The organism is Pseudoxanthomonas sp. SL93 (assembly GCF_026625825.1).
GTDB lineage: Bacteria > Pseudomonadota > Gammaproteobacteria > Xanthomonadales > Xanthomonadaceae > Pseudoxanthomonas_A.
Map to the genome: position 1 here is coordinate 977265 of NZ_CP113065.1, position 16924 is coordinate 994188.

Genomic DNA, 16924 nt, shown 5'->3' on the forward strand with positions numbered 1-16924 from the left:
GCGGTGTCGATCTCGAATGCACGCGCCGCGCACACTCCGATGTTCCCCACCGCCCACGAGGCACCGCCTGCGGATGCGCGAGTCTTCCGGTGAGTCACACTTGATACGGCAGGAGCCCGTGCTGTGTCGGCGCGCCCGGTCGAGGTTCCGCTGCGTGATGCTGGCGGTGATCTACATAGAGGCCCGCTTCCGCGATCCAATTTCTCTGGAAGACGTCGCGAGGGCGTCGCACGTCAGCAGGTTTCACTTCGCTCGGGCATTCCGCGCGGAGACGGGCATGAGCACCATGCAGTACGTCCGTTGGCGACGCGTCCATGAGGCCAAACGCCTCCTTCGAACCGGTGGCATTCCGTTGGCGACCATCGCTACGGATCTCGGATACTTCGATCAGAGCCACTTCACACGCGTATTCCGCTCGGTAACCGGTTTGCGACCGTACGAGTACCTAAATGGAGTGGCACGCCCTGAGCTGATCATAAGGGCTACAGTGCCAAGCCTCTGTCGTGGCGAATCAAAGTCGAACTCTCGAATGGCAAAGGCACACATAGTGCGTTGACAGGTTCGATCTCACGGAAGCTAGTCGGCATGTCCGCTCCTGGCCGAAAGCTGACATCGACTGGGGCGGGGATTAGGGATGTTTATCGGGGGAAGGTGGCATGGCAGCTTCCGACCCAAAGCGGACATCCTACGGATGTCCGCGTCTTGTGGTCATCGCAGCTAGGCGGTCGAGCGAACTGATGGTCTTGCGAACCGCTTGCCGCTCATACACGCGTCAGTGATTGCCGTAGCGTACGGATTGGAGATGTCTACTGAATCCGGCGCGCTTCAGTCACGATCACAATCCTATGCTTCGCGCCGCGGCAATGATTTCCCGCTTTCTCCCCTCGCTAGGCCACCCCTCGACTACGGATACCACCCTTCCATCCTTCAAGAAGTAGAACGTTGGGGTTGACCACGAATCAAGGGCGGGAAGCTCCGCACGGTCAAAGGCAATGACCATAGGATGTTTCTCATGTTCTATGTTCCACTCCCGTAGAACATCTATGTAAAGCTGTCGATCAACTGGGGCAATCCAAATTGAATTAAGCATAACGATTGACAAGTCTCCGTCCGCCTCGATGGCGGCTATCGCGTCCCTCGAGAAATGGCAAAGGGGATGGGAGATGACGATGATCCTAGGCCCGTTGTTAACCTTGAGTTCCACACGTCTCAAAGTACTCCCTGAAGCCGGAACAGCGATCGCCGTTGCTCCCGAAATTGAATCGAAAGCAATGTCTGGCATGCGTTCTACGGCGAATAGTGGGAACCTATCTTCCAATCCCCTGGCCTGCGCGATGTCGCGCGACGCGACCAAGGCCCCGTGCATGTCTCCATAAGTTCGCTGAGAGACCAAGTCCCGGGTACTCAAAGCCTCGAACGTCTGCATCATGACTTGCAGTGCCTTCCTGCTTATCGAGTAGGCATGCGCGATATTGGCCGCCCTGAACAGGGTAAGAAGATCTTGATCTCCCAGTTCAGACGGATCGCGAGTCGAGTAATTAGCGAAGTTATTTTCGAAAGAATCTAGTATGGCCGAAGCCCTTTGCGCGGTTGTCAGTCCGCGAGTCTGTTCGTGAACCTCCATGAAGTCGCCATACTCGCGGCTTAGCTCCGGGCCGGCGGAGGCATCCGCCGGCCAAGCGTTCGCGATACCAATGCTTAGACCAAGAAGGATAAGAGGCCATCTCGTTATCCAGCGCATTTGGACTATCCTTCCAACTAGAATATTCAGGAGACTAGCAATTTCTCATGCAGATAGTGTTGATGTTGTACGCGCAAGTTGCCTTCTTGGCGCACTCGTAACTCTCATAGTCGCAGGGCTGCGATGGACATACCGGGCCCGCCGGATCCAGTAGAGGACGCATGATCTGCTCGTCTACGCCGTCTCGCACTCGAATATTCTTCATCATTCCCACAGTATGCTGGGCTCCGAACAGGCTCATGATCTGGTAGATCTGGGAAGCCGCTAGCTCTGACTGGAGGTCATCGTAGCTGAAGCTAGTTATGCCGCGCTCGTTGAACTTGAGACTTGAGATAAATCGTCGCCTTGCCGGCTCGGAGAGTGCGGCAATCGGCGATGATCGGCCTGCAGTTCTGAGATGCTCTTCAAGATCTGATCTAGACTTGATCGGTGCAAGGCTAAGTGCGACGTCTTGTTGAAGACTCTCCTGCGCCCTAACTACTTGCGCTAAGCGAGACTGCTCGCTCGGGGTGGTCTGAGCATGAAGATGTGCACTAAGAGTCACTGAGAGCACTAGGGCAACAAACAGTAGAGTTGAGTTTTTCATCGTTAAGTACCTCCATGTGGCGTTAGTGTACTGGCCGCGCCAATGCCACGGCTCAGCAACCCGACACTAACTGCAAACTGTTAACGGCCTGTCGGCGGCTGGATACGTAAATGAACGCACCGTTACGAGTCATTTCCTCTCCTCCGGCGCTGCTTGCTGTTCGTGGTCCGAATCTAGCTCACCGAGCCTGCTATGTTGGTTCTTCGACTCCGAATTCGACCCGTACGTACTTGGGTAAATGCGTGAACATAAGGGGCACGTGCTCCTAAATTTTCCCTTTATTAGTTGCAGAGTGACGTGCTTGCGTCCCGCTTCGGGCCGTCATTACCCTCACATTCGTGCGGGCCGGAACGCTTTCGCACGAGATTGGCGCAGGCTTTTCGGTCGAGGACATCGCTAGGATAGAGGACTAGTGACGCTAATCGGCGTAGCGGCATGGCAGGTTCCGACCCAAAGCGGACATCTAAGGATGTCCGCCTCTTTAGGTCAGGGTACGTGCAACCGGTCAAGCGGGCTCAGCGTCTTGCGGACGGCATGCTCCACATGCGTGTAGATCATGGTCGTCTTGAGATTTCGGTGACCGAGCAATAGTTGGATGGTCCGAATGTCCGTGCCGGCTGCCAGCAAGTGAGTGGCAAACGAATGACGTAGGGTGTGAACCGAGGCGTGCTTGACGATGCCGGCTTGGCGCACCGCATTCTTAAATGCCATCTGCACTCCAGACTCAGACGCATGCCAGCGGAGTCGACGACCTGTCTGAGGGCAAGCCCGCACAACGCGAGACGGAAACAGGAACTGCCAAGCCAGGCTCTGGCTGGCGCTTGGGTACTTTCGCTGCAGCGCATTGGGCAGAGGAGCAAAGCCGGCGCCGCGCGCAAGGTCTTGCTTATGCAGCTTGGCCACTCCCACCAGCTGGCGCCCAAGCCGAGACCGGAGGCGATCAGGCAGCAGGGTGGTACGGTCCTTGCCCCCTTTTCCCGCTCTGACATGAATCAGCCCAGCCTCGAGGTCCACGTCCTTGACCCTGAGGGTCATGCACTCGGTGACCCGTAGCCCGGACCCGTAGAGCAGGTGTGCCATCAGGGCAGTAATACCTTCCATCTGCGCCAGAGCTGCCACCACCTCATCCATGCTCAAGACAACCGGCAGGCGATCCCTGCGTTGGACGCGCCGTAGACCATCCAGATGGCCAACCTCCACCTCAAGGACATCTCGATAGAGGAACAACAGGGCGTTGAGGGCCTGGGACTGTGTGGAGGCCGCAACACCCCCTACGGCGGCAAGGTGATTTATGAAAGCCACGATGCCACTGGTGCCAACGACGCGCGGATGCTGGCGGCCATGGAAATGGATGTACCTACGAATCCAGAACCGATAGGCCTGCTCGGTACGGCGGCTCAGATGTCGGCGGCGGCAGACCAGGGACACCTGGTCCATGAGCCGCAGCGGTGGTTGGATGGTTGGGGTCAGGTCACCCCATGAGGGTCGCTCCAGTGGGGGTCAAACGAGGGCAGATTGCCCTCGGCGGCGTTATCTGTGGGTCCGGTTATACGCCGGCTTGTTAGCCGGACCCAGCCGCCCTAAGATCGAGCCGTAGCAAGGGGATAGCCCACCATACGGTGCGCTGTGGATAAGTCGTATAACCGGACCCAGGGATCCGGCTATTAGGTAGTTAGGCCCCATGATATTCGCTGCAGCGACCGACGAGAACACGCTGTTCGTATTCGCTTCAATCTCGGAGGCAATCGCGTACTGCGAGAGTATCGACGTGGAGGATGGCGGCTGGATCTTCTGGGATCACGCAGGCAACGCTTTGAGCGCGGAGTTCCTCACTCCAAACCATCGCGGCAGATTCACCGTTGGTGGGGGCACATATCGGCTGGTCCAGGTATCGGGCAAGCCCACGCTGACAGAGTCTATTGCCAGCATCCATCACATCAATGGCAACCCATATTTTTCCACTCTTTCTGCGGTCCATGAGCATCTCGCAACCCCGACCCAGGTGCCCCAGCATGGAGCCTAACAATTCATTCAAGCCGAACCCGCTTCGCGGGTCGGCTTAACTCAGGTGTTAGGCGGCTATGGCGAGTACGACGCAACTCAGTACTGGAACCCGAGTCATCGGCTGGCTGTGGCTTCTCATGGCTCCAGCCATTGCGGGAATGGCGTTCATCTCGACAGTTAAGTCGGATACGACCTATTGGATCCAAGTCGCTGCTTTCTCAATTGTGGCGCTAGCCGGCGCGGTCGGAGGCGTAGCAACTGGACTTCGCTACCTCTGGGGGGTTCGCGTGCTTCACCTACTCTCATGGATTGGGTTTACGTATTACGTCGGATCCGGGCTGCTCGGTCTCTTCTTTTCAGCGTCCTCGGGTAAGTTCTCCCCGGTGGTGTTTCTCATCGTAGGGCTGATAATGGCGCCCGGACTCGGCTTTGCCGTGCTTGCAGTGGCGCTGCGCTCCAGCCTTCGAGCTCAGAGTACGCCGCCTAACAATTCGTCCAAGCCGACGCCGCTTCGCGGCGCGGCTTAACTCAGGTGTTAGGCGCCATGAAAGCAGTGCGACTACTGCTAATAGTTCTTTTGCTCGCGAGTTGCTCCGGCACAGGCCCCGGCCCCGGCCCCGGCCAAGATCAGCTTCATGCTGACTTCCTTACACTACATCCTGGCTGTCAGCTTCTCTCCTCCTCTGCCGGCGAGGGAGACAGTGACAATGTCTACATCTGGTTAACCTATACCTGCGGCCCGTCCGGGCAGGTCCACCGTACGGAGACGCTGTATCAGCAAGTAGGTGACGAGTGGGTGCTAAATCGAGAGGCGTCGCTTCGGTGATCCGCGTGGCGCCTAACAATTCATTCAAGCCGAACCCGCTTCGCGGGTCGGCTTAATTCAAGGTGTTAGGCCCCATGAAAGAGCACCAAATCTATCTAATCGGCGGGGGCGACGACGAATCCGGCATTCTTACGCCTGATCGTCGGGGTGACGAATGCTGCTTGTCATTCTTATTCCGTGGCAAGCGCATTGATGCGTCTGCTTATGACTTTTTCGATGCATTCTGCGGCATCCGAAGGCTGTTGGAGGCGGACTCGCTTATACCCTTTTGCTACGGTGCAAGTCTCAATGTCTACCCATCCCGCATCTCGCGGCAAATGGCCTCGGGCACAGTTGCGTACGTTTTGACTTTTGGCAAATCGGCTGAGACCCGTGTACACATCTTCGATTCTGGCCCGGACGTAACGCCGGCCTCTGTAGACAATCAAAAGAGCTTCTATGCTGATTGGGTCGCGTCGCTGGGGCCTAACAATTCATTCAATCCGAACCCGCTTCGCGGGTCGGCTTAATTCTGGTGTTAGAGAGCGGCAGTGAGATCTTTGTCCGTGCAAGTACAACCAGAGCGTTCCCCTGGCATCGATATGGTCGCTCTGACCACATCGTTCCGGACTCTAGTTGGCCGGATTGATCTCGTTCGGAGCCATTCCTTCGACAACGGCAATGACAATGGCGCTTACTACAACTTCACATTCGGCACCGATCGCCCAGCCGAGCTTTGGCGCTTGATCCAAGACTCCATATTTCAGGCCCCTGAGCATCGCCGTCACCTAGCATCGTCCGCCATGGCTATGTGCTCCAGCGAGGGTGGTTGGCACAGGTACTCTCAACTCTATCATTGGGATCCAGAGGTGCCCGTTGTCTCCGTTCCCGCCCTCTAACAATTCATTCAAGCCGAACCCGCTTCGCGGGTCGGCTTAATTCCGGTGTTAGGCCGCACACGAACATGGTCGATGGCTCAAGAAATCAGTTTCCGCTCTGGAAGGCGTTCTGGATTGTCTGTCCGGCGACGTATCTCATTGCAATCGCGCTATTTGCGCTCACAAACTTCGTCACGGATCGCCTTGGCGGTCACACTGTCGAGATCATTGCTGGGCAAGAGGTACGTTCTGTCAGTGCGGAGTCGTTCAAGTACGCTTGGTACAACAGCGTAGCGATCCAGGTCATTGCCGTGCTCCACGCTTGCCTATGCACTTTTATCGTTCTTCGTTACAGGCGCAGTACTCGCAGTAGATGGCTTGCAGCCCTCTCCATCGCAGCTGTCCTTACATACCTCGGCTACACCTTGTACTGTACATACGGCTTGTTCCACCCAGATCCTAATCTTTGGCCGATCACTTACTAGTGCAGGTACGGCCTAACAATTCATTCAAGCCGAACCCGCTTCGCGGGTCGGCTTAATTCAGGTGTTAGCCCTCATGAAATATGACGACGCGTCATGGCACTACGGTGGCAACTTCCCATCTGATCTACCAGACTCGGCTGGTGCAACCCATACGGGGATGTTCCTGGTTTGGGCGGTTCTAGCCGGACTGGGCGGTGAATTGTTCACGGTGAAGGAGCCTGAGCTAGTTAGAGAGCTTCGCGGTCGCACAACCACCCCCGGCGCCTTCTTCCTAAGAGTTTGTGACGGTAAGCTCACCAACGAGGATTTTAGCGATCGTGGCAACGAGTTCGCCGTCGCCTACTATGAGGATGGACAGTTTCTGGCGGACTACGAGGCGACGCTGGGCAGCGGCTTAGCCACCCCGTACCACGTGCCGGATACTTGGGAGAGCTTTGATGCATTGCGCCCCCGTTTGGACCAGCGCCTTGCCCGTTGGGCAGGTGCTGAGGGCTAACAATTCATTCAAGCCGAACCCGCTTCGCGGGTCGGCTTAATTCAGGTGTTAGGCACCAATGGAAGGTCATCTACCAAATCGGCAAATGCTCTTCGTTTGGGGCGACTTCAATGCCTGCGGCTGGGCCGCTGGTGGCGACGAGAGCATCTATGCCCTGGACAAAGATGCCCTCGCTGCAATACCGGCAAAAGATGGCATGGCGATCTTCGTTTGGTGTGAGGACGAGCCCGACACCATCCTCGGCTGCGTCGCAAGGCTTGAGCACATCACGCTAGGCGCATTTACTGGCTGGCGCGCGGTGCCTGTTGGTGGCACCTTCTACCGTGGCCCAGTGCCCGCGCATCTGCTTGGCGGGCTTGGTGCCTAACAATTCATTCAAGCCGAACCCGCTTCGCGGGTCGGCTTAATTCAGGTGTTAGGGCGCATGAACAAAAGTATGGACGCTGACACTTTCAAGAAGCACTCGGACCTAGCCGTACAAACAATGCTCGACGTACGTAATGTCACACTTGACTACTCACCAACTAGCCTGCGGCTTATCGATGAGGCTATTGAAAGCATGAGGACTCAAGGCCTCACCTCGGACGATATGCCTGGAGTGCTTTACTCTTTTGGCTGCTACTTGGGTGAGGTTATGGTACGTGGGCTCGGGGCTCGCTGGGTCGATTCACTGCAGGATTCTCAAGCAGGTGGTTTCATGTCGCATTGCGTCGTGACTCAAAACGGGGTGTCCTGGAACGTTCTAGCAAGGTGCAGCAAGTGCTTGGACGACATTAAATATGGTGGCGCTTATGACTTATACCTTGCTGCATCACAGCCTGCGCCCTAACAATTCGTTCAATCCGAACTTGCTTCGTTACACCCGCAACATGGCAGGTTAAGCTTGCCATGTTGCCGGCTCCACTACGCAAGTCGGCTTAACTCAGGTGTTAGGCCGTTTGGTTGGCGCTTCAAAGTGGCATCACTGGTCTGCCGTAACGATGTCGTTGTTCACCCTTCCGGTCGCTCTTCGGACGGGCTCTCAGGCAAGCGCCTCCCCGGTCGGACCCCGTGCACCCCACCCCAGCGGCTTGCCTGCATCCGGCGCCTCTTTCTGGTACAACGCTGGCCTAACAATTCATTCAAGCCGAACCCGCTTCGCGGGTCGGCTTAATTCAGGTGTTAGGCCTCACAAGAATGTCCACTATGACTCCAGCCGACGACCAAGATGATCCGCCGCTTGATGCGGACGATCTGCGGGCGGTTGCCGCGCTCACTCAGGATGACCTTCTTGCCATAGATCGAGCCATTCTGGCCAGTAGTAGCGCAAACTGGCGAAAAGTCGCCCTTGTTGTAGCTGTCGCAATGGACGCATATCCGGACCAGTACTACGACGTTCCAGATGTCTTCTACAGCCAACGCCTCAGAGATCTAGTCTCGGCTGGCCATCTGGAGGCGCAGGGCAATCTGTACCGCATGCGTTTCAGTGAGGTTCGCCTTACTCTCGCCGGCCTCGACAGTGAGGCCTAACAATTCATTCAAGCCGAACCCGCTTCGCGGGTCGGCTTAATTCAGGTGTTAGGCCCCGCAAGGAACTGCGTAGCATGGACAAGAACGACTTCCTCATCGAACTCTCCGAAAGTGACCGCACAGCTTACGGTCGTGTTGATTTCGCAGCCAAAACAGCGCAGCAGCAGATTTTCTCAGCTGTCTGGGCGCTTGAGAGCCAAGTCAATGGTGGCGGCTTCGAGAGCTTCTTCGAGAACGAAGACCCTGCCTTGGTCGCATTCGCACCAGAAGCGCTGCAGACAATCGGAGCGGTCACCTGCGCGGATATAGTCCGTCGTGCCGCCTCCGCGGCTCCTGGCCTGTTGGATGACCTCGACTCTGAGTTCTATGCTTACCCAGACGATCTGACTGACTTGCTATACAAGTACGTAGCGGCCAACCCAGATGCATTCGGTCCCGCCACGGGCGGGGCCTAACAATTCATTCAAGCCGAACCCGCTTCGCGGGTCGGCTTAATTCAGGTGTTAGACCTTGACTGGGGAGGGGGCGCGACATGAAAGATCCGAGTAAGCACGCGAGCGAGCGCGAGATCGCTAGCGACATTCTGCTCCAGACCTCAGCGATTGCCACTCCGCTGCTGTCCACGTTCTCCGCTTGGCTCATGGCCGGGCTCGGAGCTGCGTTCACGCTTTTGGTGGCAAATATCGACTCAATCGTAAAGTACGTGGCAGCGCACAACTTCCGTTGGGCCTTGCTTTGGTTCGCCGCTTCGCTACTCGCGGGTCTTGCCGCCCGCTTCCTCTCGGTCGTTGTCTCTGCAAGTCTTGCCTCCAACGCCGTGCTTTCTGAGCGCCTACCAAAGGCTATCCAAGCCGCCCCCTCGTTCTCTTTGCCTGCGTTCAAGCACTTCTACTTCAGTGGCCTATTCCTGCCCTACAAATGCGTGGCAAATAGGACCTTCGCAAAAGTCCAGCGCGGTGACTTGATGGCCAGCCAACGCCTGACTGCCAAAGCCTCACAGTTGCAAGCCATACTCGTGCTATTGCAAATTGTCTGTTCTACGGCCTCGATCCTGGTTCTTGCATCCGGGATCAAGGTCTAACAATTCGTTCAAGCCGATGCCGCTTCGCGGCACGACTTAATTCAGGTGTTAGACCGCAGGAGCAGGATTCAAAGCATGGACTTACTACGCAAGCTTCTGATTAAGCGCATTGCCATCAGTCTCGTCAGCGCATTGTTCATCTCCTATTTCCTTGTCGTGGTTTTCCTTATGTTTGGCCCCTTGTACGTCAACGGAGAACTCGCGATCGCCCAAGCGTTAGAGCTCACGCTGATGATTTCTCCGGTAGTTGGGTTTGCTATCTTCCTCATGCTGCGTCGTAGAGACCGTAAGCGTAAAATTCATGGGCTATGATGAGACACCATCCGGGCTTGCGGTCTAACAGTTCATTCAAGCTGAAGCCGCTTCGCGGCTCGGCTTAAATGAATTGTTAGGCGGGCTATGACAGACAGTCTTGGACCAGAGCAGAAAGCATTGCACCAGGCCGTTGGCGAGGTGCTGCACTATATTTGGGATCCAATTGGGGTAGCAGGCGTGCCGCAGGCCCGTGATGAGTACGATGGCTACGTCGATCACGTCTGCAGTCTGTTATGGCGCGGTGCAAGCAACGCTCAACTTGCTCAGCATCTTGTGCAGATAGCTGATGAGCATATGGGCCTCACTGGCACAGAGAGTCGCGCTGCCTTGGCCGCCGGCAAACTACTGGGATGCGGTTACACGCTAGCCCGCCTAACAATTCATTCAAGCCGACGCTGCTTCGCGGCACGGGTTAATTCAGGTGTTGTTCGATGTCCGCTTCCGGCCGGTGGCGGACATCTGCCCGGGCAGGGGATTAGGAAGATTTATCGGGGGTAGGGGAGTGGCGGCTGCCGACCCTCAAGTAGAACGGAGAGCGGCAGTGCCGCCCTCCGAACGCTTCAGCTCGTCAAGCCAAGGGCGAACACACCTCCCAGGCCCGTGCTAAGCGCCGCCAGGCCCCACAGGCCGACGCTGATCCGTCGCCATTTGTCGGTCGCCACCGCGTGGGCGTCCTTCAGCGCTGCCAACGCATCGGCAAGAGCCTGCGCCGGCGCGAGCGTGCTCGTTGCGAGCATCAAGGTGATCACGAGCCAATGAAGGGCAATCCCGGGCTGGTGACTTGAGGCATCCGTATGACGGTATCCTCACGGCTGTGCCAAGCCGCCGGACGCGCCCACTAGTCTGGGGATTCATAGACCTGGTGCCCCGGCCAGGCACAGGCGCCAGCCATCACAAAGGCCACGCTCTGCCGTGCCCGCGTCAAGGCCACGTAGTACCTGGCCGGTGAGGTGATACGGGAGGCGTCGGCGGTGCGCAGGAACAGAGTCAGGGGGCCATTGGGATAGATCAGCACGCGCGAATACGTCCGCCCCTTAGCCTGACCGAAATTGACCGCAGAATAGCCATCGCAAGTTTCGCGGCGGTCATGCCGCAGGACGGTTGGGGCATATTGCAGCACATACTTTTGCACCAAGTTCGGTGTCACCACATAAATACCGTCGTGCCCAGTCACATCGGTGTTGCCTGACTGGGTCCGGGGCAGGTTCGGATACAGCGCATCTGCCAGATCACACAGTGACTGCGCGCAGCGGTGGCTAACCACCCGATGCTGGATCTGGCACAAGTTGCGTGTCTGCCAATCCTGGAACAGCTGCACCATGGCTACGCCCCGGTACTGCTGATGACGGGGGGAGTGGTTCGTGGCATAGGTTGCCTGGCGGATATCACCCACCAGCGTGATTTCAATTCCGCTGGTGAGCAGGCGCTCGACCAAGTCTAGGTCGTAGCCAGCCAGATCCTGGATCTCATCTATGTAGACCTCATCGTACATGGCCGTTAGGCGCTCGATGACCTTACCTCGCGTGAGCTCATCACATCGCACGGCAAAGTCAGCGGCGCGGTCGGAGTACATCTTATCCCCGGCGAGATAGTGGCGAGCCACCTGGGTGCGCGGGGCACGGTTGTTGGTCCTGCCCTCAACGAAGAGGAAGGATTCAACCCTTGGTTGGGCGCAAAGTGCGGGTTGATAAGGCCGGATGCACTCGCGCAGAAGGAAGCCATACCAGCTGTATAGCGTGACGTGGACGGGGACCGTGCCGGCGTGGCGATCGAAAGCCTGACGGATCTCCTCCAGATTTTCCAGAGTGTAGGTGATGATGGCGATCCGGCGTTGCGGGCGCGCCAGCGCCTGGCGCACCAACATCGTCGTCTTGCCGGAACCGGCGGCCGAGAGCAGTACCTGATTAGGCGATGGCACGCTGGACATAGTCCGGATACACGATCGAGTGGGGGCTGTTGAAGATGGCCAGAGCAGTATCGGTCTTGTTGCCCTTCATGAACTTCAGCAGCGCCGCCTCGTCGGCGAACGTCTTATCCAGGACCAGATTCAACTGCGCCAGGGTATTGGCCTTTATCAACTGTTGTTCCAGCGAGGGAGCGTCCTCATCGGAGTCATAGTAGATGTAGTTCAGGAAATCGTTATAGCGTTCCTGCAAGACGGCCACATCGCCGTCGTTGTCGGTCACTACACGGGCTGGGATATCCAGACGTGCAGCGATCTGCAGGAACCGCTTGAAGGCCAGGGAGTTGACCGAGATCACATCCACACCCCGGGCCAGCGCAGGCACACCATGGTGATCCTTGAAAGCGCGCTGGACGATCAACTCATCCGAGGGGCCCTCGACCAGGATTGCTTGCTTGGCCAGGATCAGCCGCAGGGTGTCGTGCCCCGGCAGTTTCATGAAGTAGTCGTGCGTATCAGGTGGTAGCTGGTCGAGTTTGATGTGTCCTCGCGCACCGAAGAGGATCACGTTATCCACACCAAGCTTGTTCAACACGAAGCTGCTGTGTGTGGCGATAATTACTTGCTGGGCGGTAGATAGGGCTGCGATCTTATCGATCAACTGGGTCATGCTGGAAAAGGATAGATGATTCTCAGGCTCTTCCACCAGCAGCACATGCGCGGCGCCAGCGGCCCGCATAGCCAACTTCATTTTGACCGCGCTCTGTTCGCCTTTACCGGCGTGGGTGAAAGGAAGATCGTCCAGGTAGGGAGACAGACTGGCCTCCCACGTCGAGCGCGCCGAGGTGTCCACGCCAACGGTCAAGGTCTTGCTGCTGACATCGCCAGCATTCGCAGCCAGGAAGGTATTGATGGCTGCTACGTCCGTTTCTTGGGAGAAGCTCTGGCGCATCCGGCGGTAGCTCAGTGACAGGGCCACCCGCTGAGCGGGTGAAAGCACCTGGTCGATGATGCTGCCGATGTAGCGATCCGTGCCTGAAAAGGTCTTGGCACTGGTGGTGTCGATGATCGTGGAGTCAAACGGGATGCTTCGGGCGGTGACGCCATTGTTAGCGAAGGAATACCAGCGCACCGTGTAGTACTCCACCGGCAAGCTGCCGCCCTGATGCTGACGCAGATAAGCATCGAACTCGGAGCGATAGTCCTCATTGAGCTCGACCAATAACCGGATGCCGGCCATGTCAGCACCAAGGGAGTTGTTGGTACCCCGCAACGAAGCCAGGGCTGCGTCCCGCCCGAGGTAGGCCTCGATCATGATGCGCGGCGGCGAACCGGGCCGGCCTTGCCTGAGGTCTGTCAGGTACGCATCGACCACCGGCTGGTGGAAAAGATAAGGCGTGATCTCGTAGGCGATGCCGCGTCCGTGCAGCTGGTCCGTCACGACCGCATGAATCGCTTCCAGGAGCGTGGACTTGCCGACCTCGTTATTGCCCACGATGAGATTCATATGTGGGTTGAGCGGCAAATCCAGGTGGCCAAAAGCCTTGAAGTTCTCGATGACGACTCTTTCAATCGGCATGTTCATCCTTGTACGACTGCAGGGCGGGCTTGGCGCCCGAAGCCCCGCCGGATAGGGGTGGGCGGCGTTCATACTAAACCGGGCCCAGGCGGCCCAGGAGCGCGAGCGCCGAGAACAGGCCGAAGCCGACGCCTTGTGCCGGCGCCCGCCTGGAGGTCCTGGAGCCGCTTCTGGCCAAACTGGGCTCTGCTGGAACCCCTCACAAGAAGCCCCGGCGCGTCTCGCCATCCGAGACGGACCGCGCTTAGCATCTGCATGCTCGCCTATTGAGGCAGGCCCCAACCAGGGACACGACCATGATCAAAATAACCGGACTTGATGAGCTAACACGGCAGTTGGACCAGGCGCAGGCGGCCATTGATGAAATCGATGGGGATTTGGGGACCGTAAGCTTCGATCCCCATGATCCGGCCAGTATCGAGGCGGCCATCCAGCAGGCCAAAGTCCTGATCGATGGCAAGGTCCAACCGTGGGCAGACAATCCTTTGGTCGCTCAATTGGCGGACGGGCTAAAAGAGCAGTATCGCAACGCAATCATCGAGCGCGCCGCAGAAGCGCGGTTAGCGGGTGATCTGGAATGAGCGCTGTGGACCTGTTCGACCAGATCAGGACGGCCGTTCTTGATCTTCAGGGCGCAAATTACCAAAGTTATGAACGCCCGTTGCGGACGTTGGGTCGCCTGCTCAACCACGAAGACCTCAGCACCATTAATCGCACCCTGACCGAGGGGCTGGATTACCCGCGATTTCTCGCCCAGAGCGATGCCACCGGCGGCAGCATGGTCGGTAGCCACCGGCTTGTTTGGCCTGAGGATTCCATCAAGCAGCTTGGCATGATGCTGTTGGTGATAAAGGATGTGACCTCACGGCCAGACTACGCACTGGATTTTGCGCATACGTATTTCGACTCCAGTTCGCACGTCATGGCCGGCTTGCAGGCCATGACGCGCGATCTGATCATTCCTTTCGTGAGGGACTACAAGACGTATGTCAGCAAGCGAGGCGCGGTGAAAGTAGCCTTGATCAAGGAAAAATCCAACAAGATCTTCATCGTCCACGGTCACGATGGGGAGGCGCGCGAAACAACTGCTCGCTTCATCTCCAAGCTTGGCTTGGTGCCGGTCATCCTTCACGAGCAGGCCAGCCGAGGGCGAACCATCATCGAGAAGGTCGAGGCCCACGATGATGTCGGCTTTGCGATCGTGCTGCTCACGCCCGATGACGAGGGTCGAGCGCACGGCACAGACGCCTTGGAGCCCCGCGCCCGTCAAAACGTGCTGCTGGAACTGGGCTACTTCATTGCCCGCCTAGGGCGAGAGAACGTATGCACACTGAGGAAAGGCCAGGTGGCGATCCCCAGTGACTTCGCCGGCGTTGTCTGGACCGACATGGATGGGGCCGGCGGTTGGCACTTGGCGCTGGGCAAAGAGTTACATGCTGCGGGTTATCAGATCGACTGGAATTTGGTGATGAGCTGATGCACACCACCACGCCTGGCGAGATTTCCCGGCCGATCAAGCGCCTGATCGAAAAGGTGGTGCCCGGAGGCAACGGAATCTACCTGCCCGTGAACCCCGAGGCGGGCGCCGTCGTCAACGAATGCTTTCCCAACGTGCAAGCCAAGCTCGAACGCGATGGTGGTCAGATGCTGTGTGGTTGGCAGGTGTGGGAATGGCCGCACGTGCTGGTAGAGGCCGAGTTTCACGCCGTGTGGAAAAGCCCGGCCGGTGCGTTAGTCGACATCACTCCCAAAACGCAGAATGAAACGCACATCCTGTTCGTGCCTGATCCACGACTGAGCTATCAGGGCCTAGCAAAGGATAACGTGCGGGTCCCCCTCAGGGACGACCAGGTGATTCGCCACTTCATCCGCGTGTCGGAGCTGATTGTGCAGGTCATGAACAAGGGCGAGCGCATATCCCAGTACGGACACGTTAGTGTCCCCGCGTACGAAATACTCCCGCTGCAGGAAGCACGCGGCTTCCTTGGCGTGTCACTCGCTTCGGGCCTGCGAGATCATGATGCCTGTCTGTGCGAGAGCGGCAACAAATACAAGCGCTGCCACGGCCGCGGGTGGAGTTCCGTTCTCGGCTCGTGAGTATGCGGTTGACACCGGCTGTCAGATTATTGCTCGACCGTGCTCTCAAGAGAGGGCGATGGTATGGACCACGACGAAACCAATCAAAGCAGCCTGCCACAGGACGAGTACGACGCGTGGCTTAGAGCCAAGATTTTGCGCGCACTCCGTGATCCACGACCATTGATTCCGCACGAGCAAGTGGTGGCCTCGGTGACGGCAAAAATTGATGCGATCGCCAGACGCAAGTCTGGCGATAAGAAATGGGAAGACACGCATCGGTTAGCAAAACTACTTCAGCAAGCGTGCCGCTGGATTTTCCTCGGCTGCACCCGCTTGAAAATACCCAATCACACTCGCCACCGATCGGTGCTCGGTCATTGCCATCACGGCCGGCAGCGGCACGCCTTGCTTCCCGGCCTCGGTGACAAATCCCGACCTTAGGCTATGCGCCCCAAAGTCCCCCTCCAACCCCGCCAGGCGGGCCCGCCGTTTCACGATCGTAGCCACGGAGCCCGGGAGCAGGGCAGGGCCGACCCGTTCCTTCCAGATACGGCGGAAGATCGCCCCCTCATGGATCCCCGCGGCCTCAAGCCACGCCGCGAGCGCTTCGGCGCTACGCCCCAGGATCGGCTTGTCCGGAGTCGAATCTGCCTTCACCCCTGCTTGCTGGGTCTTGGAGTACTCCAGCCGATAGATGTAGCCATCCTCGCCGACTTTGCGCAGGTCCCGCATGTCGGCAGCGGCGATCTCACTACGCCGGCGCCCACCGCTGGCGAAGCCGAAGCAGAGCAGGGCACGGTCACGCCGGCCTTCCAGGCTGTCATCGCAGGTGGCTAGCATGGCCTCGAGCTCGGCACGGGTAATCGCGGTCTTCTTGGTCGGGCGCTCCCCGCGTTTGACCGCCGCGCGCCGCGCCCGGCTGAGCAGGGTTCGGACGCTCGGCAGCTCGCAGGGGTTAGCCAGACGCTTGAGCTTGTGCGCCGTAGACAGCACAGCGACGCGTTGGACCACCGTCGATAGCTTCAGTGGCCCGACCTTGGCCTTGAGTCCGGCGGAGACCAGCGCCTGATCGATCGCCGTCGGCAACTCGCTGACCAAGCCGCTCTTAGCCTTGCGTTGGATGTGGTCGACCAGGAACTGGATCACCACAGCCTCGCTCGCCGGCAAGGCCAGCTCAATGCCGTAGCGGGCTTGGTGCCAGCCGGCCCAGTAGCGCAGGGCAGTGGCGTAGCTGCGGGTCGTGTTGGCCGCGGCCGCTTCGGCGAGCAGTTCGCGCACCGCATCGGCGGCCTGCTGGGCAAGCTGTTCCGGCAGGACCAGATTTGCGGCTGTCGCTAGGGCGACGGGCAATGTGCTATTTCGCTTCATACTATGTAATGTACGTTATGAAATAGGGCACTTACTAGCGATAATCATCACTTATCGCAAGTACGTATTCAACGGGGCAGGGCGGCGACAGAGGA

17 protein-coding genes are annotated in these 16924 nt (G+C 58.1%); 10 read left to right on the plus strand and 7 right to left on the minus strand.

The window, feature by feature from the left end; genetic code table 11:
* Positions 1–835: 835 nt before the first annotated feature.
* On the minus strand, positions 836–1741 hold the full coding sequence (locus tag OVA13_RS04480; protein WP_267792609.1) for a hypothetical protein: 906 nt from the start codon (positions 1739–1741) through the stop codon (positions 836–838).
* 1072 nt (positions 1742–2813) lie between these two features.
* Positions 2814–3764 (minus strand): integron integrase, encoded by a 951-nt coding sequence (locus OVA13_RS04485; protein WP_267792610.1) that lies wholly within the window; start codon positions 3762–3764, stop codon positions 2814–2816.
* Positions 3765–4008: 244 nt separating this feature from the next.
* Between OVA13_RS04485 and OVA13_RS04490 the strand changes: the two genes are divergently transcribed.
* On the plus strand, positions 4009–4350 hold the full coding sequence (locus OVA13_RS04490; protein WP_267792286.1) for a hypothetical protein: 342 nt from the start codon (positions 4009–4011) through the stop codon (positions 4348–4350).
* A gap of 1418 nt (positions 4351–5768) precedes the next feature.
* On the opposite strand, the gene OVA13_RS04495 is transcribed toward OVA13_RS04490, so the two are convergent.
* Positions 5769–5924, minus strand: a complete 156-nt coding sequence (locus OVA13_RS04495) for a hypothetical protein (protein WP_267792611.1) — start codon at positions 5922–5924, stop codon at positions 5769–5771.
* 648 nt (positions 5925–6572) lie between these two features.
* Between OVA13_RS04495 and OVA13_RS04500 the strand changes: the two genes are divergently transcribed.
* The 6 genes from OVA13_RS04500 to OVA13_RS04525 all read left to right on the plus strand — a co-directional run bounded on the left by OVA13_RS04500 (position 6573) and on the right by OVA13_RS04525 (position 9897).
* Positions 6573–6995, plus strand: a complete 423-nt coding sequence (locus tag OVA13_RS04500) for a DUF7832 domain-containing protein (RefSeq protein WP_267792612.1) — start codon at positions 6573–6575, stop codon at positions 6993–6995.
* Between the two features lie 85 nt (positions 6996–7080).
* On the plus strand, positions 7081–7362 hold the full coding sequence (locus tag OVA13_RS04505) for a hypothetical protein (RefSeq protein ID WP_267792613.1): 282 nt from the start codon (positions 7081–7083) through the stop codon (positions 7360–7362).
* 818 nt (positions 7363–8180) lie between these two features.
* Positions 8181–8504: a DUF3658 domain-containing protein gene (locus OVA13_RS04510; protein ID WP_267792614.1), complete on the plus strand. Its 324-nt coding sequence runs from the start codon at positions 8181–8183 to the stop codon at positions 8502–8504.
* A gap of 74 nt (positions 8505–8578) precedes the next feature.
* The gene (locus OVA13_RS04515; RefSeq protein WP_267792274.1) at positions 8579–8959 is read left to right on the plus strand and encodes a DMP19 family protein; all 381 of its coding nucleotides are present in this window, start codon (positions 8579–8581) and stop codon (positions 8957–8959) included.
* 77 nt (positions 8960–9036) lie between these two features.
* A complete protein-coding gene (locus OVA13_RS04520; RefSeq protein ID WP_267792615.1) occupies positions 9037–9585 on the plus strand; it encodes a hypothetical protein in 549 nt (182 codons plus the stop codon).
* A 75-nt stretch (positions 9586–9660) separates the two neighbouring features.
* Entirely contained in the window at positions 9661–9897 is a 237-nt protein-coding gene (locus OVA13_RS04525) for a hypothetical protein (protein WP_267792616.1), read from the plus strand.
* A gap of 563 nt (positions 9898–10460) precedes the next feature.
* Here OVA13_RS04525 and OVA13_RS04530 read toward each other — a convergent pair.
* The 3 genes from OVA13_RS04530 to OVA13_RS04540 form a co-directional block, all read right to left on the minus strand.
* Positions 10461–10649: a hypothetical protein gene (locus OVA13_RS04530; protein WP_267792617.1), complete on the minus strand. Its 189-nt coding sequence runs from the start codon at positions 10647–10649 to the stop codon at positions 10461–10463.
* A gap of 89 nt (positions 10650–10738) precedes the next feature.
* Positions 10739–11827 carry a UvrD-helicase domain-containing protein gene (locus OVA13_RS04535; RefSeq protein WP_267792618.1) on the minus strand — a complete coding sequence of 363 codons (1089 nt, stop codon included), beginning with the start codon at positions 11825–11827 and terminating at the stop codon, positions 10739–10741.
* A complete protein-coding gene (locus OVA13_RS04540) occupies positions 11805–13382 on the minus strand; it encodes an ATP-dependent nuclease (RefSeq protein WP_267792619.1) in 1578 nt (525 codons plus the stop codon). The genes OVA13_RS04535 and OVA13_RS04540 overlap by 23 nt, the downstream gene beginning before the upstream one ends.
* A gap of 296 nt (positions 13383–13678) precedes the next feature.
* Here OVA13_RS04540 and OVA13_RS04545 point away from each other — a divergent pair, with 296 nt between their 5' ends.
* The 3 genes from OVA13_RS04545 to OVA13_RS04555 are packed head-to-tail and all read left to right on the plus strand — an operon-like array spanning position 13679 to position 15479.
* A complete protein-coding gene (locus tag OVA13_RS04545; protein ID WP_259303820.1) occupies positions 13679–13963 on the plus strand; it encodes a YuaX family protein in 285 nt (94 codons plus the stop codon).
* A 5-nt stretch (positions 13964–13968) separates the two neighbouring features.
* Positions 13969–14859 carry a TIR domain-containing protein gene (locus tag OVA13_RS04550; RefSeq protein ID WP_259303819.1) on the plus strand — a complete coding sequence of 297 codons (891 nt, stop codon included), beginning with the start codon at positions 13969–13971 and terminating at the stop codon, positions 14857–14859.
* Positions 14859–15479 (plus strand): SEC-C domain-containing protein, encoded by a 621-nt coding sequence (locus tag OVA13_RS04555; protein ID WP_267792620.1) that lies wholly within the window; start codon positions 14859–14861, stop codon positions 15477–15479. The genes OVA13_RS04550 and OVA13_RS04555 overlap by 1 nt, the downstream gene beginning before the upstream one ends.
* 270 nt (positions 15480–15749) lie before the next feature.
* On the opposite strand, the gene OVA13_RS04560 is transcribed toward OVA13_RS04555, so the two are convergent.
* Positions 15750–16829: a site-specific integrase gene (locus tag OVA13_RS04560; RefSeq protein WP_267792621.1), complete on the minus strand. Its 1080-nt coding sequence runs from the start codon at positions 16827–16829 to the stop codon at positions 15750–15752.
* Positions 16830–16924: the final 95 nt, after the last annotated feature.